General features: G+C 73.1%; 21 protein-coding genes and 1 pseudogene. 13 read left to right on the top strand and 9 right to left on the bottom strand.

Translation table 11 applies throughout. The features are described 5' to 3' along the window. Window positions 1-22 precede the first annotated feature (22 nt). The 3 genes from ACZ4MU_RS21610 to ACZ4MU_RS21620 are packed head-to-tail and all read left to right on the top strand — an operon-like array spanning window position 23 to window position 1570. Entirely contained in the window at window positions 23-178 is a 156-nt protein-coding gene (locus ACZ4MU_RS21610) for a hypothetical protein (protein WP_467878961.1), read from the top strand. Continuing rightward, the gene (locus ACZ4MU_RS21615) at window positions 175-765 is read left to right on the top strand and encodes a sigma-70 family RNA polymerase sigma factor (RefSeq protein WP_467878964.1); all 591 of its coding nucleotides are present in this window, start codon (window positions 175-177) and stop codon (window positions 763-765) included. Before ACZ4MU_RS21610 ends, ACZ4MU_RS21615 begins: the two co-directional genes overlap by 4 nt. Then, a complete protein-coding gene (locus ACZ4MU_RS21620) occupies window positions 749-1570 on the top strand; it encodes a hypothetical protein (RefSeq protein ID WP_467878966.1) in 822 nt (273 codons plus the stop codon). Before ACZ4MU_RS21615 ends, ACZ4MU_RS21620 begins: the two co-directional genes overlap by 17 nt. 9 nt (window positions 1571-1579) lie before the next feature. On the opposite strand, the gene ACZ4MU_RS21625 is transcribed toward ACZ4MU_RS21620, so the two are convergent. Both ACZ4MU_RS21625 and ACZ4MU_RS21630 read right to left on the bottom strand, forming a co-directional pair. After that, on the bottom strand, window positions 1580-2155 hold the full coding sequence (locus ACZ4MU_RS21625) for a dienelactone hydrolase family protein (RefSeq protein WP_467878968.1): 576 nt from the start codon (window positions 2153-2155) through the stop codon (window positions 1580-1582). A 147-nt stretch (window positions 2156-2302) separates the two neighbouring features. Beyond that, window positions 2303-3244 (bottom strand): GDSL-type esterase/lipase family protein, encoded by a 942-nt coding sequence (locus ACZ4MU_RS21630; RefSeq protein ID WP_467878970.1) that lies wholly within the window; start codon window positions 3242-3244, stop codon window positions 2303-2305. A gap of 180 nt (window positions 3245-3424) precedes the next feature. On the opposite strand from ACZ4MU_RS21630, the gene ACZ4MU_RS21635 reads away from it, so the two are divergent. Both ACZ4MU_RS21635 and ACZ4MU_RS21640 read left to right on the top strand, forming a co-directional pair. Further along, a complete protein-coding gene (locus ACZ4MU_RS21635) occupies window positions 3425-4327 on the top strand; it encodes an aminoglycoside phosphotransferase family protein (RefSeq protein ID WP_467878973.1) in 903 nt (300 codons plus the stop codon). A gap of 3 nt (window positions 4328-4330) precedes the next feature. After that, window positions 4331-4672: pseudogene (locus tag ACZ4MU_RS21640) on the top strand (MerR family transcriptional regulator); the annotation flags it as partial. Window positions 4673-4729: 57 nt separating this feature from the next. On the opposite strand, the gene ACZ4MU_RS21645 reads toward ACZ4MU_RS21640, so the two are convergent. The 3 genes from ACZ4MU_RS21645 to ACZ4MU_RS21655 all read right to left on the bottom strand — a co-directional run bounded on the left by ACZ4MU_RS21645 (window position 4730) and on the right by ACZ4MU_RS21655 (window position 8506). After that, window positions 4730-5194 (bottom strand): hypothetical protein, encoded by a 465-nt coding sequence (locus ACZ4MU_RS21645; RefSeq protein ID WP_467878975.1) that lies wholly within the window; start codon window positions 5192-5194, stop codon window positions 4730-4732. A gap of 53 nt (window positions 5195-5247) precedes the next feature. Continuing rightward, window positions 5248-6498, bottom strand: coding sequence for a phage baseplate protein (locus ACZ4MU_RS21650; protein ID WP_467878977.1), 1251 nt, complete (start codon window positions 6496-6498; stop codon window positions 5248-5250). Between the two features lie 175 nt (window positions 6499-6673). Beyond that, complete coding sequence (locus ACZ4MU_RS21655; RefSeq protein ID WP_467878979.1) at window positions 6674-8506, bottom strand: choice-of-anchor A family protein; 1833 nt, start codon at window positions 8504-8506, stop codon at window positions 6674-6676. A gap of 364 nt (window positions 8507-8870) precedes the next feature. Between ACZ4MU_RS21655 and ACZ4MU_RS21660 the strand changes: the two genes are divergently transcribed. Beyond that, the gene (locus tag ACZ4MU_RS21660; protein ID WP_467878981.1) at window positions 8871-10148 is read left to right on the top strand and encodes a serine hydrolase domain-containing protein; all 1278 of its coding nucleotides are present in this window, start codon (window positions 8871-8873) and stop codon (window positions 10146-10148) included. A gap of 155 nt (window positions 10149-10303) precedes the next feature. Here ACZ4MU_RS21660 and ACZ4MU_RS21665 read toward each other — a convergent pair whose 3' ends face one another. Continuing rightward, window positions 10304-10873 carry a TetR/AcrR family transcriptional regulator gene (locus ACZ4MU_RS21665; protein WP_467878984.1) on the bottom strand — a complete coding sequence of 190 codons (570 nt, stop codon included), beginning with the start codon at window positions 10871-10873 and terminating at the stop codon, window positions 10304-10306. A gap of 82 nt (window positions 10874-10955) precedes the next feature. On the opposite strand from ACZ4MU_RS21665, the gene ACZ4MU_RS21670 reads away from it, so the two are divergent. The 7 genes from ACZ4MU_RS21670 (at window position 10956) to ACZ4MU_RS21700 (ending at window position 16307) form a co-directional block, all read left to right on the top strand. Further along, window positions 10956-11450, top strand: coding sequence for an FBP domain-containing protein (locus tag ACZ4MU_RS21670; RefSeq protein WP_467878986.1), 495 nt, complete (start codon window positions 10956-10958; stop codon window positions 11448-11450). 431 nt (window positions 11451-11881) lie between these two features. Next, complete coding sequence (locus ACZ4MU_RS21675) at window positions 11882-12463, top strand: type 2 periplasmic-binding domain-containing protein (protein ID WP_467878989.1); 582 nt, start codon at window positions 11882-11884, stop codon at window positions 12461-12463. After that, window positions 12460-13728, top strand: coding sequence for a DUF6421 family protein (locus tag ACZ4MU_RS21680; RefSeq protein ID WP_467878991.1), 1269 nt, complete (start codon window positions 12460-12462; stop codon window positions 13726-13728). Before ACZ4MU_RS21675 ends, ACZ4MU_RS21680 begins: the two co-directional genes overlap by 4 nt. Window positions 13729-13838: 110 nt before the next feature. Further along, window positions 13839-14312: a nuclear transport factor 2 family protein gene (locus ACZ4MU_RS21685; RefSeq protein ID WP_467878993.1), complete on the top strand. Its 474-nt coding sequence runs from the start codon at window positions 13839-13841 to the stop codon at window positions 14310-14312. Beyond that, window positions 14309-15268, top strand: coding sequence for a branched-chain amino acid transaminase (locus ACZ4MU_RS21690; RefSeq protein WP_467878995.1), 960 nt, complete (start codon window positions 14309-14311; stop codon window positions 15266-15268). The genes ACZ4MU_RS21685 and ACZ4MU_RS21690 overlap by 4 nt, the downstream gene beginning before the upstream one ends. Further along, window positions 15265-15993, top strand: a complete 729-nt coding sequence (locus ACZ4MU_RS21695; RefSeq protein WP_467878997.1) for an AzlC family ABC transporter permease — start codon at window positions 15265-15267, stop codon at window positions 15991-15993. Before ACZ4MU_RS21690 ends, ACZ4MU_RS21695 begins: the two co-directional genes overlap by 4 nt. Then, window positions 15990-16307, top strand: a complete 318-nt coding sequence (locus ACZ4MU_RS21700) for an AzlD domain-containing protein (RefSeq protein WP_467878999.1) — start codon at window positions 15990-15992, stop codon at window positions 16305-16307. Before ACZ4MU_RS21695 ends, ACZ4MU_RS21700 begins: the two co-directional genes overlap by 4 nt. On the opposite strand, the gene ACZ4MU_RS21705 is transcribed toward ACZ4MU_RS21700, so the two are convergent. The 3 genes from ACZ4MU_RS21705 to ACZ4MU_RS21715 all read right to left on the bottom strand — a co-directional run bounded on the left by ACZ4MU_RS21705 (window position 16300) and on the right by ACZ4MU_RS21715 (window position 20446). Further along, window positions 16300-19569, bottom strand: coding sequence for an AfsR/SARP family transcriptional regulator (locus tag ACZ4MU_RS21705; protein ID WP_467879001.1), 3270 nt, complete (start codon window positions 19567-19569; stop codon window positions 16300-16302). The two genes, ACZ4MU_RS21700 and ACZ4MU_RS21705, sit on opposite strands and share 8 nt — an antisense overlap. Window positions 19570-19651: 82 nt before the next feature. Then, window positions 19652-19972 carry a nuclear transport factor 2 family protein gene (locus ACZ4MU_RS21710; RefSeq protein ID WP_467879003.1) on the bottom strand — a complete coding sequence of 107 codons (321 nt, stop codon included), beginning with the start codon at window positions 19970-19972 and terminating at the stop codon, window positions 19652-19654. Between the two features lie 48 nt (window positions 19973-20020). Then, window positions 20021-20446, bottom strand: a complete 426-nt coding sequence (locus tag ACZ4MU_RS21715; RefSeq protein WP_467879005.1) for a nuclear transport factor 2 family protein — start codon at window positions 20444-20446, stop codon at window positions 20021-20023. Window positions 20447-20476 lie beyond the last annotated feature (30 nt).

The following is a 20476-nucleotide window of genomic DNA, read 5'->3' on the forward strand; positions in this document are numbered from 1 at the left end:
CCAGGAAGGAGCCGAAGGTCTCGTGACGATCGATCGGGCAGGCGATGTGGTCCTGGCAGTACTCGCGATGCGGGTGTTCGGCCGCGACGCGGCGCTGTTACTGCGACGGGCGGCCGCCGCCGGCGTCCGCACCGGCGTGAGCGAGTTGCTGCGCACGGACGGCGAGGGAGACCGGTGAGCCAGGACCTCCCGCACCGCGCGCCGGGCAGACCCACGATGACGAACCAGCAACTGCCGGTGGACTTCAGCGCCTTCCACCACATGCACCGGCCCGTCTATCTGCGCTGGGCGCAGACCGTCCTCAACCACCGCGCGGACGCCGAGGAAGCCGTCGACGCCGCCTTCGAACAGCTCCTGATGATCTGGACGGCCGTCCTGTCCAAGGAGAATCCCGCCGCGTACGCCTGGAGCGTGCTGCGCAGCCGCACCCTCGACCTGGCCCGCGCCCGCAGCCGGCGCCCGGCGCTGCTGGAGGAGGCCGCCTTCGACACGGTGGCCCTGGCCCGCACCTCCGACCCGATCGGCCAGCTGGAGGAGAGTCTTGCCCTCTTCCACGCCGTACGCCAGCTCCCGCCGCGCCAGATGGACGTCATGCTCCTGCTCCATCTGCACGGCCTGACCCCCGCCCAGGTCGGCGACCACCTCGGCATCACCGCCGCCGCCGTCCGCTCCACCGCCCGCCACGCCAAGCGCCATCTGCGCCACACCCTCGGCCTGGCGGCCCGGTCCACCGAGGAGGGACACGCTGATGACATCGCCCATTGACCAAGTGCTCGCCCGTGCCCGCCTGTCCCACCGGCCCTGCACCGAGACGGACGTCGAGGCCGCCGAGCAGCGCCTCCTCGCCCGTGTCGGCGCGTCGTCGACCGCCCTCGCGTCCCGGCCGGGACGCTCCCGGCTTGCCGCCTGGCGGGCGCTCCTGTCCGAGCCGGGGCCGCCGCTGGACGAGGTGAGCGCGGCCCAGGACCTGACCGTCGTCTGCGAGATGTTCGTCATCCACCCCGACGCACTCGACGACCTCAAGCTCTTCTTCGCCCGCGCCCTGCCGGAACCGGCCGGCGCCCGCGTCCTGGGCTGCATGCTCCATCTGGCCGGGCGCCCCGAGTCCGCCCGGTTCTGGTGGCAGTACGCGGCCGGTGCGGGGGACGCGGCCGCGACCTTCTGCCTCGGTCTGCACCACCGCGCCCTCGGTGAACACCCCGAGGCCGACTGGTGGCACATCCAGACCGACACCCTCAGCGCCCATCGCGCGAGGGCCGGGGACGTCGACCTGACCACCACCCTGCGCATCCTGCGGGCCCTGCGCACCGGCCCCCTGCCGGTGCCCGACCTGGTCCACGCCGTCCTCGACTACATCCCCGCCGCCCTCAGCTACGTCGACGACGACCTCGACCTGCCCCTGCCCGACCCCGACTTCACCGACCACATCACCGCCCTGACCACGCACGCGGCCACCACCAGCTCCCCCCGCACCTCACTGCGCCGCCCCCCGGCGCCCCTGCCGGAACGCCCCACCCGCGCACGCCGGACGTCCTTCACGACGGGGCGGCGCATCGCGGGCGAGCCGTGACCGTACGGCCTACGGACGGGAGAGGAGGGCGAGGGCGCGCCGGGTGAGCAGCTCCGTCGCCTCCTTCGCATACGAAGGCAGACTGCTGTCGGCGAAGAGGTGCTGCTTGCCGGGGTAGAGGAACAGCTCGGCGTCCGGGACCGACCCGACCAGGGCGCGGGCCGCCTCCACGTCCCCCTCCTCCACGAAGAACTCGTCCTCGTCCATCCCGTGGATCTGGACGGGAACCGCTTGCGGCCACGCCTCGCCGAACTCCGAGACGGGTATGCAGGAGTGGAACAGCAGCGCGCCCCGCGCCCCCGGACGGGTCTGGGCGAGGGCCTGCGCGGGCAGCACGCCAAGGGAGAAGCCCGCGTAGACCAGCTCGGCGGGCAGGTGCTCGGCGGCCGCCCGCCCCCGCTCGACGAACGAGCCGAAGCCCTTCTCCTGCGCGTACGCCGCGCCGTCCGCCAGGTCGTCGAAGACCCGGCCCTCGTACAGATCCGGGACGTGCACGGTGTGACCCTCCGCCCTGAGCGCCTCGGCGAAGGCGCGGACGCCGGAGGTCAGCCCCTGTGCGTGGTGGAACAGCAACACCTCGGCCATGTCGGTCCTTTTCGGTACGGAACGCGGGCGGTTCCCCTGGCACCGAGTATGGACGGGGGCACTGACAATCCGGCCTCGCCCCCGTCGGCCTCCGCTGGTCAGCCGCGCGTCACGTCGGCCCACAGCCCACAGCCCGTCTGGCGCGGCTCAGCGGCATGCGGCGCTGAGGTGCCGGTAGAGCGCCTCGTGTCCCTCGGCCGCCGGGTGCAGACCGTCGACGAGCAGGTCGCTCCTGCCGTGCAGCGGCTCCCACATGTCGACGTGGTCGATGTGGTTCCGCCGGCACCACGTCCGCACCGACTCGCGCAGCTCCAGCGCGCGGGCCTCGGTGAAGCGCAGGCCCGCGTAGTCGCCGGTGCGTTCCTCGTCGAGCCACACCGGTCCCATGACGACGAGCCGGGCGTTGTGCGCGAGGGCCGTGGCCGCGAGCGAGTCGAGACCGTCCGCGATGCGTGCCAGGCCGTCGTGCGCACCCGGCGACGCGGGGGAGAGGGGCACGGCCGAGTCGTTGACACCGGCGGCGACCAGCAGGGTGTCCGGCAGACGGGGACCCAGCAGCGCCGGTGTCTGCTCGCCGACCTCGGCCAGGGTGCTGCCCGGGATGGCCAGGTTGAAGACCCGGTGGTCGGCCTCGTTGGCGGCGATGTGGCTCGCGGCCAGACGCGCCGCCCACCCGCCCAGGGGATCGCAGCGCCCGTACGCGATGCTGTCGCCCACGATCACGATGCGCGCGGCCGGGCGCAGCGGCTTCGCGTCCAGGTAGGCCCAGGCGCTCTCCCCGGAGGAGAGCAGGACGCGGCGGCGGGCGTAGTCGTCGACCTCGTAGGCGTCGGCGGCGGCCAGGTCCTGGTCGGTGAGGCGCAGCACGGCCCCCTCGACCACGGCGCCGTACTCGCGCTCCAGGGTGAGATGGACATCCGAACCGCTGGTGGCGATCACGGCGGGATCGGTGATCGGCAGGGGCCGGGTCGTATACCCGCGGAGCGACGCGGCGGAGGTGGGAACGGGCCGGCCGAAGAGGGCGGTCTGGACCCGCTCGTCCCTCAGTGTGCCGAAGGAGAAGAGTGCGTGGGGACGTGAGACGGACACGGCGGGGTGCGGGCCTTTCTTGACGGGTTGATCAACATCACCCTAATGGTTCTCCCGGAAGGCCAGGTGAGCCGCACAGGGGACCAGAACCCCCACCCCTTTGCGACGGGTCTTCCCACGGGCCTTGGACGGGGAAAACGGTTTGACGCCGTCCGCCCCGCGCCGGTCGGATGGTGGACCATGAGCTCCGCGCAGACGCACCCCCGCCCGCACCCCGCCGACGACGAGGCGCTCGTGCGGCGGTTGGTCGCCGGGCAGTTCCCGCGGTGGGCGGGGCTCGCGGTGGTGCGGTTTCCCTCCGGGGGGACGGTCAACGCCGTGTACCGGCTGGGCGAGGACATGGTCGTACGGCTGCCGCTGGAGCAGGGCGGAGCCGAGGACGCGGTGATGGAGCGGACGTGGCTGCCCCGGCTCGCGCCGCTGCTGCCGACGGCCGTCCCCGAGGTGCTCGGGGCCGGGGAGCCGGGCGAGGGGTTCGCCCGGGTGTGGTCGGTGTACCGGTGGCTGGAGGGGGAGCACCCCGAGGCGGGCGCTCTGAAGGAACCCGTCGCGCTGGCCGAGGACTTGGCCGGGTTCGTGGAAGCGATGCGGAGCGTCACCCTGCCGGGCGCGCCGCCGGCATACCGTGGTGGGCCCGTCGCCTCGCTCGACAAGTCGACCCGGGCGGCGATCGAGGAGCTGCGCCGCATCCCGGAAGAAGGGGTCGACTGCGACGCCGTGCTCGCCGTGTGGGAGGACGCGCTGGCGGCCCCCGGCTGGGACGGCCCGCCGGTGTGGCTCCACGCCGACCTGATGCCCGGCAATCTGCTGGTGGAGGGCGGCCGGCTCACCTCGGTGATCGACTTCGGGTGCGTGGGAGCGGGCGATCCGGCCTGTGACCTCTTCCCCGCCTGGAACCTGCTGCCCGCCGACGCCCGCGAGGTCTTCCGTGACGCGCTCGGCGTGGACGACGCCACGTGGAGGCGGGGCCGGGGGCGCACGCTGTCCCAGGCGCTGATCGCGCTGCCGTACCACCGCAAGGTCAACCCGGCGATGGCGGCCAACGCCCGGCACGTGATCCGGGCGGTGCTGGACGGGGGGTGAGAGTCCGTGGTCGCCGCCCGCCGGGAGGTCGACCCGCTGCTGGAGAAGGTGGGCTGGACGACCGCCCGGGAGCTGGGGAGTCTCTCCCCCGACCACCGCGAGCTGGTGCTCGCGGTGGCCACGCTGCGGCGGCTCGGCCACCCCGGGGACGCCGAACTGATGGAGCCGTACGCCGAGCCGATGCGCCAAGTCGCCGTCCGCGACCTGGACTTCGTGGAGGCCCGGCCCTCCGACGCGGAGAAGGCCGAGACCGCGGTGGCGGCCACGATCCTCTTCGAACCGGTGCTGCGGTCGCTCCAGCGCCTCGCGCAGGCGGAGGAGTCGTCGCGGCGGTACGGGCTTTAGCGCAGGCGCAGGCGCAGGCGCGGGGCGGGGCGCCCGGTGCCGCCCCGCCCCGTCGCCTCAGCGCTGTACCGAGGAGAAGCTGTCGAGCTGGACCCAGGTGACCGGGTCCGAGGCCTGCGGGCCGTAGACCATCACACGGCCCGCCGTGTCGGCCTCCACACGGGTGGCGTTGACGCCGAGGTGGTTGTTGCGCGGGCAGACACCGCGGGTCGTCTTCGGCGGACGGATGGTCGCCGGGAGGGTGCCGAGCTGCGCGTCACCGGAGAAGTTGCAGGTGACTGTTCCGCGCAGCTGGAGGAACTCGGTGCCCGCGATGTTCACCACCCGCGCCTGCGCGGGTGTGCCCGCGCTCGTGGAGACGCCCGCCGCGAGCGCGATGTCCGTCCAGTCCACGACGGTCTGGACGCCGGTCGCGGCAGCGGCGGCGGGCGAGGCGGCGAGCAGCGGCACACCGACGGCCGCGGTCGGTACCGCCAGGGCATTGGAGAGCAGGGAGCGGCGGCTGGTGGTGCGCGAGGGCATGGTCGATCCTCCGGATCGCGAGAGCTGGTGAGGGCGGGAGCGGTCCGGCGCGGTCATCGCCAGGCGGCCGAGAAGCAGTCGAGGTCGATCCAGGAGATCGCGTTGTCCGCGGTGGCGCCGAAGGCCCACAGCTCACCGAGCTTGTTCGCCTCGACCCGGCACACGCCCACCCCGTAGTACATGTTGCGCGGGGTGTTCTGCCGTACGGGCCGGGTGGGGAAGAGCCGCTGCGGCAGCGTCGCGACGAGGGTGTCGGCGGTGAAGCTGCCGGAGAGCGTGCCGCGCAGCTGGAGGTAGGTGGTGTCGGCGAAGGCGACCAGCCGGCCGCGCGGAGCCTCGGCGCCCGCCTTGACACCGGTGGCGAGGGTCAGGTTCTCCCAGTCGGTCAGCACCTTCACCCCGTCGACCGCCGGCTGCGTCGGGTACCAGCCGATGGTGACGTTGCGCCGCCCGGTGGTCCCGGGGACGGTGTCGCTGAAGCCGAACAGCAGCCGCGTCTCACCGGACGTGGGGTCGACCTCGACGGCCAGCCCCTCCGGCTCCCGCCGCTCCAGACCGTCGGCCCCGGTGACCACCTGCGAGTCGATCCTCGTCCTGGTGTCCAGGGAGTACGAGGTGATGTACGCGGTTCCCGGGTAGGTCGTGACCGGGTCCTTCTTCCACTGGTAGACGTACAGGACGCTCCCCAGGGTGGTGTACCCCTGGAAGGTGAGCCCCGTCTCCGCGCCCGCGGGCAGCTCGAAGGTGCTGCCCACCTCCACCCACTGGCCCTGCGCCGCCTTCGCCAGGTCGTAACGGGTGAAGCAGCGCACGCTGCCCTTGAAGTAGACGATCGTCAGGGTGTTGTTGGCCAGGTCCACCGACGGGCCGGTGTTGCGTCCGCCCGGCGGGCAGAACTTCTGCGCGGCCGGTATGTCGGCCTGGTCGAGCGTGGCCCCGTCGACGAAGCGGAACCGAGTGACGGCCTGGCCGAAAGAGGTGCTGACGCCGTCGTTGGGGGAGACCGGACCGACCTCGGTCCACAGGTAGGTGTCCGTCCCGACCGGCTCGGCCCCCATCGAGATCCCGTGCCCGAAGCCGGTGAGGTACATGCTGCCCGTCAGCCGGCCGGTGGTCCGGTCGATGCGGTTGAGGTACATGTTCCCGAGCGGCGTCTTGGCGGCACTCTCCATCTGGAGCACGAAGACGTGTCCGTTGGCCGCGTCGGTGGCAATCGCCTGCGGAGCGGGATTCTTCGTCAGCGCGACGGTCTGGATGAGCTTGCCCGTCACTCCGGACAGATTGACGCCGTTTACGTCGGTCATGGCCATGGGTTCCCCTTCTGCGGGGCGCTATCCCGCCCCACCGACCGCGATCGTACGCATGTGCCCCACCCGCAAACGCACCGGAGCGGCCACGCCGCCGTGGGTCACACGGCGGCGCGGCCGCTCCGAAGGGGCGGGTGGTCCGGCGGGTCACCCCCTCATCGGGACGAAGGCCTCAGCGGCGTCCGCCTTTGCCGCCTTTGCCTCCCTTTCCTCCCTTGTCGGGCTCCCCGCGCTGGTTGGTGAGCTTGAGGGTGAGGCCCTGGGCGGCGTTGGCCGCGGTCACCCGGTGGGGGCCGCTGACCGGGTTCCGGGGCAGCACATACCCTTCCGGCACGGCCGTCTCCTGGACGTAGTAGGTGCCGAGGGGCAGCTCCGTGAAGCGGCACCGGCCCGAGCTCGCGGTCGCGCAGCCGGGGCCGACCGGGGTGTCGGGGTGGGCGCCGGATGTCTGGAGCCCGGTGACCTGGTTGGTCTCGTGCCACAGCCGGAACACCGCCCCCGCCAGCGGTCTGCCGGTCGCGGCGTCGCTCTTCTCCACGGTGAGCAACCCCTTCGGTACGACGTGGCGGTGGTTGGCCGCGGTCACCGAGACACCCCGGGAGGCGTTCTCGGCGGTGAGGACCAGGGGCCCGAAGTGGGCGGGGGAGGGCAGGTCGTAGCCCTGCGGGGCGCTGGTCTCCAGCCAGTAGTACGTGCCCGGGGGCACCGTGCGCTCGCACGCCCCGGCGCCGTCGGTCGTGCACGCGCCGCCCCGGCGGGTGTCGGGGTGGTTGCCCGCGGTCTGGAGCCCGGCGGCGCCGTTGGTCTCCTCCCACAGCTCGAACACCGCCCCGGCCAGCGGCCGGCCCGTGGTGTGGTCCGTCTTGTGGACCCGCACCTCGCCCTCGACGGGCGCGGTGCCGCAGTCGGGCAGGTCGCCGTCGAAGGGGTAGTTGTGGAACTCCTGGCCACCGCCGCCCGAGGGCGCGCTGGTGTGGGTGAGGGAACCGGTGGTGAAGAAGCGCCCGTTGACGCCGGGCAGACTCACCGTCGCCAGGGACGCCTGGTTGCCGATGAGCACACTGCCCTGGAACTGCCCGGTGCCCTTGAAGGTGACGGAGGTCGCGTCGGGGACGTTCCACAGCAGCCGGGTGCGCAGCTGGTTGAACGGGCTGGAGTCGTCGATGGTGCCGCTGTAGGTGTTGATGGTCCGGTTCGTACCCACCACGTTGACCAGTACGGTCGCCCCGGCCGGAATGCGGGCGAAGCGGATGCCCTCCTGGCCGCCGCTCGCGCTCTGCATGTCGAAGTCGACGGTGAACACCTGGAGCGGGGAGGAGCCGTCACCGGTGAACAGGGTCTCCCCGCCCGCGTGGACGGCCGTCCCGGTGGGCGTACGGGTGGTACCGCCGGGGTGCGCGTAGCACTGGCTGGCGTCGGTGAGCAGGCCGCGCAGCGCGGTGTAAGGGGCGGCCGCATCCGCGTCGTGGACGGTGCGCCGGGCCAGGACGGTCCCGGTGACGGTGCCCGCGTGCCGGACGACGCCCTGCTCGGCGAGCAGCCGCTGCCCGGCCGCGACGGTGACGCCCGCGCCGGTGGTCAGCCAGTCCGCGCCGGCCGGCGGGGCGACCCGCGAGCCGACCCCGGCCTCGCCCACGTTGTAGACACCGCTGACACCCGCGGCCTTGTGCTGGTCGAAGGAGCCGAGCACGACGACCCGGCCCTCGGCCTCGGCGGCCTTCTCCCGTACCAGGAAGTCACCGCCGACGTAGACGTTGACGCCGTTGTCGCGCCACCGGACGGGGCCGTTGTGGACGGGCGGGTAGCCGTCCGTCGGGCAGAGGCCCGGTACGCACGGGCCGAGGCCGCCGGGCAGCGGCGCGGCCGACAGGGCGGACTCGGGGGCGGTGTGGCCGCCGGGCAGCGCCGCCGCCGTCAGGGGCAGGGCGCTCACGCAGAGCGCCGCCGCGGTCAGCAGGGGGCTGCGGGATCTCGCGCCGGGACGGGCCAGTGGGAGACGGAACACCGGAACAACCAGCTCCTCGGAAGTGGGACGGCCCCCTCGGCGGCCAGGCTCACACACCCCCGTCGTGGCGCGGGCGATCCGGCGGGTGTCGCGGGGGAAGACCACCGCAAAGGACCATCGCCACGGTGGGTTCGGCGCTGCGGCGCGGTCCTTCCACGGGCGGCGTGTGCCCGGCCCCCGATCGTCGCCGACCCCCGGTGTGCGGGCAAGGGCCGAGGGAGCGCCCGGTGTTCGCACGCCGGTCGCGGTGAATTCGCCCATGCGTCAACCGGATGCCCGCCCGACATATACGATCTTGGGCGTACGAGTGTTGCGAAGGCCGGGGCATTGACCAAGTCACCGGGGAAACAGGGGTACTTCTCATATGGCTGGAATCACGATCAGGCGCTCGGTGACCACGCTCGCGGCGGCCGTCGCGCTCACGGCCGGGAGCGCGGCGGGTGCCTCCGCCGTGCAGGGCCCGGCCGACCCGGACGTGGCGGCGGTGCGCGCCGCGCTCCAGCGCGTGGTGGACGCGGGGGCGCCCGGAGCGTTCGCGGTGATCCGCGACCACGGCGGCTCCGAGCGCGGCCGCACGGTGACCCTGGGCAAGGCGAACCTCGACGGCACGGCCATGAACGCGGGCTGGCGCTTCCGGGTGGGCAGCAACTCCAAGATGTTCACCTCGGTCCTGGTGATGCGCCTCGCCGAGCAGGGCCGCATCGACCTCGACAAGCCGCTGCGCGAGTACCTGCCCGCCGGGACGCTCCCCGAGAGCTGGTCCATCACCGCCCGCCAGGTCATGGAGCATCGCGCCGGGGTGTACGACCACACCAACGACCTCCTCGAACAGAGCGGGGAGGAGACCACGGCTGCCTTCGAGAAGCGCATCCGCAACAACGTCTACGAGCCGAAGGACCTCGTGGCGATGTCGGTGAAGCACGGTCTCCAGTACACCCCGGGGACGGCGTACTCGTACTCGAACACCGACTTCGTGCTGATGGGTCTTGCCGCCGAGCACCTCACCGGGCGCCCCTACGCCGAGCTGCTGCGCGAGCAGATCTTCGAACCGCTGAAGCTGCGTCAGACGACCTTCACCGTCCCGCGCAAGACCATCGCGGGCCCGCACGTCACCGGCTACCTGACCAACGACGACCGCACCAGGCCGCTGCTGGACTCGACCGAGCAGACCGCGTCCTGGGTCTGGAGCGCGGGAGGTGTGGTCTCCTCCGCCCGCGACATGGACCGCTTCATGACGGCCCTGCTCGCCGGGGACTCCGGCGGGCTGGTCTCCGACGAGTCGCTGCGCCAGATGACGAGCGTACTTCCCACCCCCACAGCGAAGATCAGCTACGGGCTCGGGATCCGGGAGATCGCGCTCTCCTGCGGCAAGGTGCTGGGCCACGGCGGAATCGTCCAGGGCTACCAGACGCAGACGTTCTCCACCCGGGACGGCAAGCGCACGGTCGTGCTCTTCGCCAACGCCTCCAACAACGGCACGGTCACCAGCGCTCTGACGAACACGCTGGAGCCCGCGTTCTGCGGCAAGGCCCCGGCCAAGGCCACCCCCGCGCCGCGCAGCTCGCTCACGGGCAACGGCAACGGCAGCGCGGACCGGGACGCCGACCGCTGGATCCCCACCGTCGAGGACACCCGTATCTGAGGTGACCCGTATCTGTGGTGACCCGCAGGTGAAGTGATCTGCGTGCGAGGTGACCCGTATCCGAGGCGACCCTCGCGAAGCGCCCGCACCGCTGGAGGTGGCGGGCGCCTCGCGCGTCCGGACGGAGGAGGCCCGCGCCCGGGTGCGCGGCGGGGTCAGCCCGCGCGCCAGTTCCGCAGCAGTGCGTCCAGCGCGTCCAGGATCCGCGTCCAGGTCTCCTGGGTGTCGGGGGCGCTGTGGCTGAAGCCGCCGCCGAGCTCCAGGGTGATGTAGCCGTGGAAGACGCTGCCGAGCAGCCGCACCGCGTGCGTCTGGTCCGGTTCGCTCAGGTCGTAGCCGCGCAGGATCGCCCGGGTCATCTGCGCGTGCCTGCCGCCGGCGCTGGCGGCCGCCGCCTCGGGGGTGAGCCGGAGCTGGGCCGCGGCGTAGCGGCCGGGGTGCTCGCGCGCGTAGTCGCGGTAGACGTTGGCCAGGGCGGACAGCGCGTCCTTGCCCGCCCGCCCGGCCAGTGCGGCGGCGCCCCGGTCGGCGAGCTCCTCCAGGGCCAGCAGCGCGATCCGGGTCCTGAGGTCCTGGGAGTTCTTGACGTGCGAGTACAGGCTCGCGACCTTGACGTCGAACCGCCGGGCCAGCGCCGAGACGGTCACCTGGTCGAAGCCGACCTCGTCGGCCAGCTCTGCCCCGGCCCGGGTCAGACGTTCCGTGCTCAGCCCCACGCGCCCCATGGTCGTCCTCTCCTCGGCCGGACTCCCGGCTGAACCAATTATGCGTTTGCCTAACACCTTTAGGCAAACTAGCCTCGCCTTTATGAAGCAGCTGACCGAACGAGAGATCCGCGCCGCCTTCGTGAACTGCACCAAGGGCGAGGCCAAGCGCCTGTCCGTGCCCCGCGACCTCGGCGACCACCCCTGGGACCAGCTGGACTACCTCGGCTGGCGAGATCCCCAGGCCCCCGGCCGTGCCTACCTCGTCACCGAGCTGGAGGGCGCCGCCAGGGCGCTGGTCCTGCGCCGCCCCGGCCACACCTCCGGGCAGGGGCGGCACAGCATGTGCTCGATATGCCTGACGGTCCACGACGGCAACGTCTCCCTGATGGTCGCCCCGAAGGCGGGCAGGGCCGGACAGGAGGGCAACTCGGTGGGGATCTACCTCTGCGACGACCTCGCCTGCTCGCTGTATGTACGGGGCAGGAAGGACGCGGGCTTCGGAGCGCGGCTCCACGAGACCATTCCGCTGGAGGAGAGGATCCAGCGGGTCGTGGTGAACCTCGCCGCCTTCCTCGCCAAGGTGACTGAGGCCTGACGGTCGGCGGGGGCTTTCCTCCTTCGGGCCGTCTGCGCGAGCGCGCGGAAACGGCGAGGACGAAGCGGAGCGGCTCCGTCGGCTTCCGGCCGCCCCCGGCGGGGCCGAAGGCCGCCCGGGTGCGCGTGTTGCGCCGGTGTGTGCCCCCGGGCGCCCCCCGGAATGACGCGATGCGTACGCCGGACGACCGGTTCGGTGGAGGAAGAAGGCGCGAACGACCGTCCCCCGACGGCATTTGTCGCCGGATTTCCGGAACGTTGAACGGGCGGAAGTGGCCACAGTGTGGGAAATCAGTCGGTGCGCCCCGGGCGCGGTGGCCGCTGCGGGGCGGGCCCGCTTAGGATCACCGACGCGGCCGTGCACCGACGCACAGCCCGCGTGTCGCCCGAGGGCGACAGAAGAACCGCGGGGGAAGACGTGGGGGAGTGGGAATGGTGACGCGGGAACGCGTGGGCGCCAGTTCTTTATCGCCTTCGCCCATCGGCGAAATTCGGCATCTGCACACCCTGGGGCCGACCGGCACCAATCTGGAAGCCGCGGCGCACGAGTGGTTCCGGCGCCAAGGACGTGAGGGCCTGGGGCCGGTGACGCTCCACGCGACCCTGGAATACGCGATGGAGACCGTGCCCAGAAACGGCGAGCACGCCCTCCTCGCCTGCGCCGTCTACCCCGAACTGCACACCCTCGTCTTCGGCAACCTCCAGGTTTGCCGCATGGTGGACTCCTTCGTGTGGCCCACCCACGAGATGGTGCTCGCCGTCGCCTCCGGCGCGCACGGCGAACCGCGCACCGTGGCCACCCACCCGGCCCCGGCCGGACTCGTGACGCCGGCGGACCGACGGCAGTTGGTGACCAGCAACGCCCAGGCGGCCATCGACTGCGCCGACGGCAAGACCGAGGGCTGCGTCACCACCGTCGTGGCCGCGAGGGCGCACGGTCTGCGCGTGCTGCGCAGCTTCGGCGAGGTGCCGATGGTCTACACCGTGCACCATGTGCGGGAGGCCGCCTCATGACCGGAACCCTCGGCTCCCACCGTCTGCGCGACGAACTGCTCGGCGAGGCGGAGCGGCTCGGCCAGGAGCTCCTGCCGCGGATCGACGCCTTCCGGGGCCGCCAGCGCGACGACGGCACGGTGGCGGAGCCCGGGGAGGAGGACCGCGTCAGCCTCCGGGCCATCAGGGACGTGGCCGTGCGCTGGTTCACCGGGCACGGCAGGACCGGCCAGGCCGACGCCCTGGCCGCCGACATCGACGGCTGGCTGACCGCCGGGCTCGACACCCCGCCGCACTTCGCCCGCTCCCGCGACGCCCTGACCGCACCGGCCGACGGCGACTGGGCGGCCTTCCTCGCCCCCGTGCAGACCACCAACAGCGTCCCGCCCGTCGGCAAGCGGCTGGAATTCTTCCTCGTCCGCCGCAAGGAGCCCGACGCCCTGCCCGAACTGGCCGTGCGCTATCCGCACCCCAAGAACAACTGCCAGGCCACCGTGCTCCTCGCGGGCAGCGAAGGATTCACCCGAGGCAATTGCCTCGTCTTCTTCCCGGAGAATGTCGCGGCCCACGACAAGGTGGCCGGACAGGCTTACGCCGTCTTCTTCTTCAGCAAATTCCGCAGGATCCACGAAACCTACGCGGTGCCGTCCGCGCGGGCCGTCCTCACCCCGGAATCCGTGCCGCGCGCCTCGATCGGCATGCCCCCCGAGGTGTGCTATCAGGCCCGCTCCCTGTGGGGGTATCTGCACGACTACTTCCACCACCAGGGGCCCTGGCCGCTGGACCAGCACGTCAAACTCAAGATGAACTGGTTCATCGGCGTACTGGAAGAGCTGAAGGTCGACGCCAGGACCGCCCTCGCCTGCCACGACGAGACCGTCCCGTACGCCCAGGAACAGATCGCCATGATCCTTCTGGAGCGGATGTTCCGCTACCCGCTGGATGCCCGCGCGGTCCGCAACTTCGACGCGGGCACGGGCGTCTTCCTCTACTCGTGGCTGCGCGAGCGCCGGGCCCTCGCCGACCACGGCAGCCGCCTGTCGCTCTCGTACGACGGCGTCATCGACGGACTGCGCGAACTGGCCGGGACGATAGAGGCCATGGAGGCCGCGGCCACCACGCCCGAGGAGTACCGCACGGCGGCGCGGGAGCTGGTGCGCGGGCATCTGCGCGAGGGCGCCGAGGGCGACCGCTACGCCTTCACGGCCGACCAGTCGCGCCTGGTGCGCGCCCAGGGCCGGCTCGCGTCCCTGCCGCCCCTGCGCTTCGCACCGGCCGAGCTGTGAAGAGCCGGGCCGGGAAGAGCCCGGCGGTGACCGGGGCCCGGCTGTGATCCGGACCGGACCGTACGAACCGGCCGTCGAGAGCCGTGACGACAACCGAGGAGACGAGCGACATGGACAGCGACGCCACGGGTGACGGGGGCCGCGCGGCCGGACGGGCGCTGGACCGCTCCGCCATGGAGGCCGCGGTACGGCTGTACTTCGAGGCCTGCAACAAGGTCGACCGCGACCTGTTCGCGCGGTGCCTCGCCGAGAACGTCGTGCACTATCTGGCCGTCGGCATGGCCGGGCCCATCGAGGGCATCGACCCGGTCGTGGAGCGCTGGGGCGCCGACGTGCGCGCCAACGGCTCCCACTGGGCCGTGGACGCCGTCTACGCGGACCCGCACAGCCGCACCGCGATCTGCGAGTGGACCGCCTTCAAACCGCGCCTGGGCAAAGTGCTGCGCGGCGCGGAGGTCTACCGCTTCGACGACGCGGGCCTGATCGACGAGGTCCGCATCTACTACGCCTCCCGGCGCGACGAGAGCGTCCCCGTCAACGAACTGGAGGGCTTCCCCTACGCGGACCGGGGGTTCGCCACATGAGCGGGACGGCCGGCACGAGCGGCGCCCGGCCGTCCACCGCGCCGCCGCTCGACGACCGGGACGGCGTCATCTGGCTCGACGGCCGGCTCGTGCCCTGGCGCGAGGCCCGCCTGCACGTCCTCAGCCACGGACTGCACTACGGCGGCAGCGTCTTCGAGGGCGAACGCCTCTACGCGGGCCAGGTGTTCAAGCTCCACGAGCACAGCCTCCGGCTCGTGGCCTCGGCCCGGGAGATGGGCTTCGCACTGCCCTGGACCGCGGGCGAACTGGACGCGGCCACCCGGCAGGTCGTCGCCCTCGCGGGCCTGACCGAGGGCTATGTCCGCCCGGTCGCCTGGCGCGGCAGCGACACCCTGCGCCTCGTCGCCCCGGACAGCACCGTCCATGTGGCGATCGCCGCCTGGCCCTGGCCCCGGATCTTCACGTCCGGCCCGCGCGGCATCCGGCTCGCCACCTCCCGCTGGCGCCGCCCGGCCCCCGACACCGCCCCGGTCCGCGCCAAGACGGCCGCCCTGTACGCCCTCGGCTCCCTCGCCGGACAGGAGGCGGAGGCGGCGGGCCGCGACGACGCGCTGCTCCTGGACCACCGGGGCCGGCTGGCCGAGGCCACCGGTGCCAACCTGTTCCTGGTGATCGACGGGGCCCTGCACACCCCGCCGCCGGAGTGCGTCCTGGACGGCATCACCCGGCGCACCGTCCTCGCGCTCGCCCGCGGGCTCGGCCTGGAGACCGTCGAGCGGCACATGGAACCGGCCGAACTCGCCCGAGCCGAAGAGGTGTTCCTGACCGGCACGGCGTACGAGGTCCAGCCGGTCACCGCCGTCGACGCGCTGGAGTACGCCGTCGGCTCCGTCACGACCGCGCTGGTGGAGGCGTACGCACGGGCCGTACGGGAGGGTGCGGGCCCGGCCCCGGTGAGCGGGGCGGCCCCGGCCGCGACGGGCGGGAGCGGATGACCGGCACCGAATCGGAACCCGCCCGCCCGGCCCCGTCCACCGGTCGGCGCCAGGCCTGGGCGGCGGGAGCCAGAGCCGCCGTGCCCTTCACCGTGGCGATCTTCGCGTTCGGCATCTCCTTCGGCGTCCTCGCCAAGGGGGCGGGCTTCGGCGCGCTCGGCGCGACCTCCATGTCCGGTCTGGTCTTCGTCGGCTCCTCGCAGTTCGCCGCCGTCTCGGTGATCGCCAACGGGGGCGGCTGGGCGGCCGCGGCCGTGGCGGGCACCCTGCTGAACCTGCGTTACCTCGTGATGGGCTTCGCCATCCTGCCCGCGCTGCGCGGCGGCCGGGCCCGCCGGGCGGTCGAGTCCCAGCTGGTCATCGAGGAGTCCTGGGCCATCGCGAGCGACGCGGACGGCCGTTTCGACCGGACCCGGCTGCTCTCCTCGGGCGTGGTTCTCTGGCTGGGCTGGGTCCTCGGCACGCTGCTGGGGGCGCTCGGCCCGTTCAAGGCGGTGGACGTCCTCAACTACGGCCTGGACGCCGTCTCGCCGGTCCTGTTCTTCCTGCTGCTCGCGCCGCACCTGGGGACCGTCCGCAAACGGACGGCCGCCGCCACCGCGGCCGTGTGCGCGGCGGCCCTCACCGCCGCCGGGCTCCCGGACGCGGCCATCGCCGTGGCCTGCCTGATCGCCGTGGTGTGGACGGCGATGCCGATGGAACGCCCGGTGAAGGGGGCCCGGTGAGCAACGACCCGTGGATCGTCGTCGGCGCCCTGGTGGTGACCACCTTCCTCATCAAGGGCGCCGGTTCGCTGGTGATGGGCGACCGCGAACTGCCCGCGTGGTTCCCCCGGTTCGTGGAGTACCTGACGCCCGCGCTGCTCGCCGTGCTCGTCGTCACCCAGCTCGTGGGTTCGGCGGGCGCGCACGGCATGAGCTTCGACGCCCGGCTCGCCGGGTTCGCCGGAGCCCTGGTGGCCTGGCGGCTCAAGGCGCCAGTGCCGCTCGTCGTGCTGGTGGCCGCCGTGGTCACCGCGCTGGTGCGCGCCTTCAGTTGAGGTCGTCGCCGGCGCCGCGCACGGCCGCGGCGGCCTCCAGGGCGCGGGCCAGACCGGGCCCGTGCCCGGCGGCCCGGTGCATCCGCACGGCCCGTTCGGCGGCCTGTGCGGCCTTGGTGCGGTGGCCCAGTGCCAGGTGCACCAGGGCGAGTTCGGTGCGCGCCTCGCCCTCCACGAGCCGGAACCCGGCCTGCGCGGCGGTGCTCAGGGCCCGCCGGGTGTACGCGAGGGCCTCGCGGTTCTCGCCCAGGTGCCGGTGGGCCGCCGCCAGGCCGACACATGCGGCGGCGTCCGCCCGCAGGCACCCCGTCGCCCGGGCCGCGTCCAGCGCGCGGCGGTGGTGGTCCAGGGCGCCGGGCGCGTCGTCCAGGTGCAGCAGGACCGTACCGATGGTGTTGAGGGCGTCCGGCTCGACCAGCCGGCGGTGGGTGCGGTGGGTGACGCTGAGCGCGTCCATCGCGTACTTCAGGGCGAGCCGGGGATCGCCGTTGTCGCGGCACACCGCCGCGAGCGTGGTGAGCGCGCCCTCTGCCGCGTATGTGGAGAGCAGTCTGCCGTGCGCCGCCAGCGCCCGGCTGAGCAGGCGCTGGGCCTCCTCCAGATCGCCCCGGGCGTGGTGGACGGCGCCCAGCCCCCACAGCGACAGCATCACCGTGTGCTCGTCCCCCGACGCCTCGGCGCGCTCACGGGCCTCGGTGAAGTACGGCTGCGCGGCCTCCAGCCGGCCGCGGTCCAGGCGGACGGAGCCGAGCAGGAACAGCGCCCATGCCTCCCCCGCGGGCTCGCCGCCGTCGCGGTAGAGGGCCAGGGTGTGCTCGGCGTGGCGCTGGGCCTGGTCGAGGTTGCCCAGCTCGCGGTGGGAGGCGGCGAGGCCGAGGACGGCACCGGCCCGCTCCACCGGCAGCCCGGCCCGCGCGAACAGGGCGTCGGCGCGGGCGCTGTGCCCCAGCGCCTCGTCGTGGCGGGCCAGCTCCCACAGGACGTAGCACAGGCTCCAGTGCATCACCGCGCGCGCGTGGTCGTCGTGCTCGGCGTCGGCGGCGCGCAGCCCCGTCTCCGCGGCACGCAGCCAGGCGGTGCGCTGGCCGTGCTCCATCAGATGGCCGTGGGTGGCCAGGGCGGACTTCCAGGCGAAGGCGCGCGGACCGTGGCCCAGGGCGTACCGGGCGCAGGCCAGCAGGGCGGCGCGCTCGTCCTCCAGCCAGGACAGCGCGGCCGACGGGCCGGTGAAGGTCAGCGGCGCGGTGGGGGAGCCGTCCGGCTCGGGCGGGGGCGCCGCGTACCAGGAGTAGAACGTGCCGTACAGCAGGTGCCCGGCCTGCTCGGCGGTCGCCAGGTACCAGGTGAGCAGCCGGTCGACGGCCGCCTCCCGTACGGCGGCGGCGTCCTCGGCACGGGCCCGCTCGCGCGCGAACAGGTGGACCAGGGCGTGCAGATGGAAGCGGCCCGGCCGGTGCGTCTGGAGCAGACTGCGGGAGACCAGCTGGTCCAGGAGCCGGGCCGTGGCGGTCAGCGGGGCCCCCGCCAGCGCGGCGGCGGCCGGGGCCGAGACCTCCGAGCCCGGGGTGAGGGAGAGCAGCCGCAGGAGCTGCCGCTCGGGGGCGGGCAGCGAGCGGTAGGACAGCGCGAGGGCGCTGCGGACGCCGGTGTGCTGCTCCTGGTCGAGGGTCAGGTCGTCCAGCCGGTGCTCGCCGCGCAGCGTGCGGACCACGTCCGCGAGCGGCAGGTGCTGGTCGCCGATGAGGTGGGCGGCGACGATCCGGACCGCGAGCGGCAGGCCGCCGCAGAGCCGGACGGCCTCGGCGGCGGCCTCGGGTTCGCCGCGTACCCGGTCCGCGCCGATCACGCGGCCGAGCAGCGCGAGGGCCTCCTCGTCGTTGAAGGCGGCCACGTTCACCCGGTGGGCGTCGTGGAAGGCGGTCAGGCCCCGCAGGTCGTTGCGGCTGGTGACGACGACGAAGCAGCTCGGCGAGCCGGGCAGCAGCGGGCGCACCTGTTCGAGACCGGCCGCGTCGTCCAGGAGGATCAGCATCCGCTTGCCCGCCAGGAGCGAGCGGTACAGGGCGGCCTTCTCGTCGGTGTTCTCCGGCAGGTGTCCGGCGCCGACCCCCAGCGCCCGCAGCAGCTGGCCCAGGGCGTCGTCGGCCGTGGCCGGCGGCTCGTCCGCGTGACCGCGCAGATTCGCGTACAGCTGTCCGTCGGGGAAGCGGTCGGCGGCCCGGTGCATCCAGTGCACGGCGAGGGCGGTCTTGCCGACACCCGCCATCCCGGACAGCGAGGAGATCACCAGGGTCTGTCCGGGGCCGGTGGCGTACTGGGAGAGCAGCGCGTCCAGTTCGCGCAGATATCCGGCGCGACCGGTGAAGCTGCCGACGTCCGGCGGCAGTTGGCGCGGGACCGGGAGCGCGGCGGACGGGGGCGCCACCGGGGGCGCGGGTTCGGCGGCGAGGCCGGGATCGCCCGTCAGGACGCGCTGGTGGAGCTCCTTGAGCGGACGGCCCGGCTCGATGCCCAGCTCGTCGTCGAGGAGCTGGTAGTAGTCGCGGTACGAGGCGAGCGCGTCGGCCTGGCGCCCCGAGCGGTACAGCGCCAGCATCAACTGGCAGCGCAGCCGCTCGCGGAGCGGGAACTGCGCGACCAGCGTGCTCAGTTCCGGCACCGACTCCTCGTAGCGTCCCAGTTCGACCAGCGCGTCCAGCCGGTCCTCGCGGGCCACCAGACGCAGCTCCTCCAGGCGGTCGGCCTCGGCCAGCGCGAAGCTGCGGTCGCTGACGCCTTCGAGCGCGGGCCCGGTCCACAGGGCGAGGGCCTGGTCGAGCAGGGCGACGGCCGCCTCGGCGTCGTCGTCGGCCGCCGCCTTGCGGGCCTGGTCGGTCAGGTGCACGAAGCGCAGGGCGTCGACCTGTTCGTCGGCCACCTGGAGGGTGTAGCTGGTGTTGCTGCGGGCGCCCGCGCTGAGCAGGATCTCGAAGCCGGAGGTGGCGCGCCGGCCCGGCTCCAGGATGCGCCGCAGATGCATGACGTGGGTGCGCAGCGCGCTGATCGCGCCGTCCGGTGCGTCGCCCTCCCACAGGAGCTCGGAGAGCCGGGAGGTGCTGACGGGGCGGCCCCGGGCGAGGGCGAGCGCCGCGAGGAGTGCGCGCTGCTGCGGCCCGAGGCCGAAGTGGCGGCCCTGGACCTCCACACTCACCGGGCCCAGCAGGCGGATCCGGACCGACTCCTTCGGTGCCGGCTGAGCCCTGGGCCCCGAGGTGCGGCTCACACCATTTGCCTCTGCTTCCCTGTCCCGCTGCCGTTCCGCGTACCTCTTCCGCGTGTGAGCGGTCCCGTCCGGCGGGGGATGCTCAGCCGGGGCCGGTGACGAACCCCCGGATGACCGGGCCGGAGACGGTGAACTCCCACGCGGTGTCGATGTCCCCCCAGATGTCGTTGTGGAAACGCGCCGTCACCGACAGACCGTCGGGCGACTCCTGTACCACCTCCATCCGGGCGTGCGCGGAGAACAGCTCCCGTTCCACCCACGCCTGGGCGTCGCGTTCGGTTCCGACGTCGATCACCTCGGCGTCCTTGGCCAGTACGGCCCACAGCGCCTGCGGGTCCTGCGCGTTGACCGCGTCGACGAACGCGCGGACGACCGGATGGGAGGGCATGCCGGGGGAAGTCATCTCTGGTGCCTCTCTACAGGGGTGGGTACGGTCCGGTCCGGCGCCGGCTCAGTCCTCGGTCACGGCCCGGTGCAGCGCGTGGGTGTCCTCGAAGAGGTGGTAGCGGGCGATCTTCCCGTCCACGACCGTGACATGCGCGGCGAAGGGGGTCACGAGGGGCTTGCCGGTGGCTTTGACGGTGTCCCGGAGATGGCCGATGATCACCCCCTGTTCCCCCTCGACCACGATGTGCGTCACCGTGAACTCCTCGGGCTTCAGGTACTCGTGGAGGGTCGTGAAGAACTTCATGACCCCCTCCCGTCCGGTGCGGGGCCCCGACCACGGCACGGCCGGGGAGCCCGGAGCGTTGAATTCCACCGACTCGGCGAAGACCTGCACGGCGGCGTCCAGATCCCGCTCGGAAAGGCGGGCCAGATAGGCATCGATCGCGGCTCGGGTGGCCTGCGCGGCGCCCTCGGCGGACTGCGTGGACATCTCACCAACTCCTCGTCCGTACTCTTCCCT

The organism is Streptomyces sp. NPDC026377, assembly GCF_055567715.1.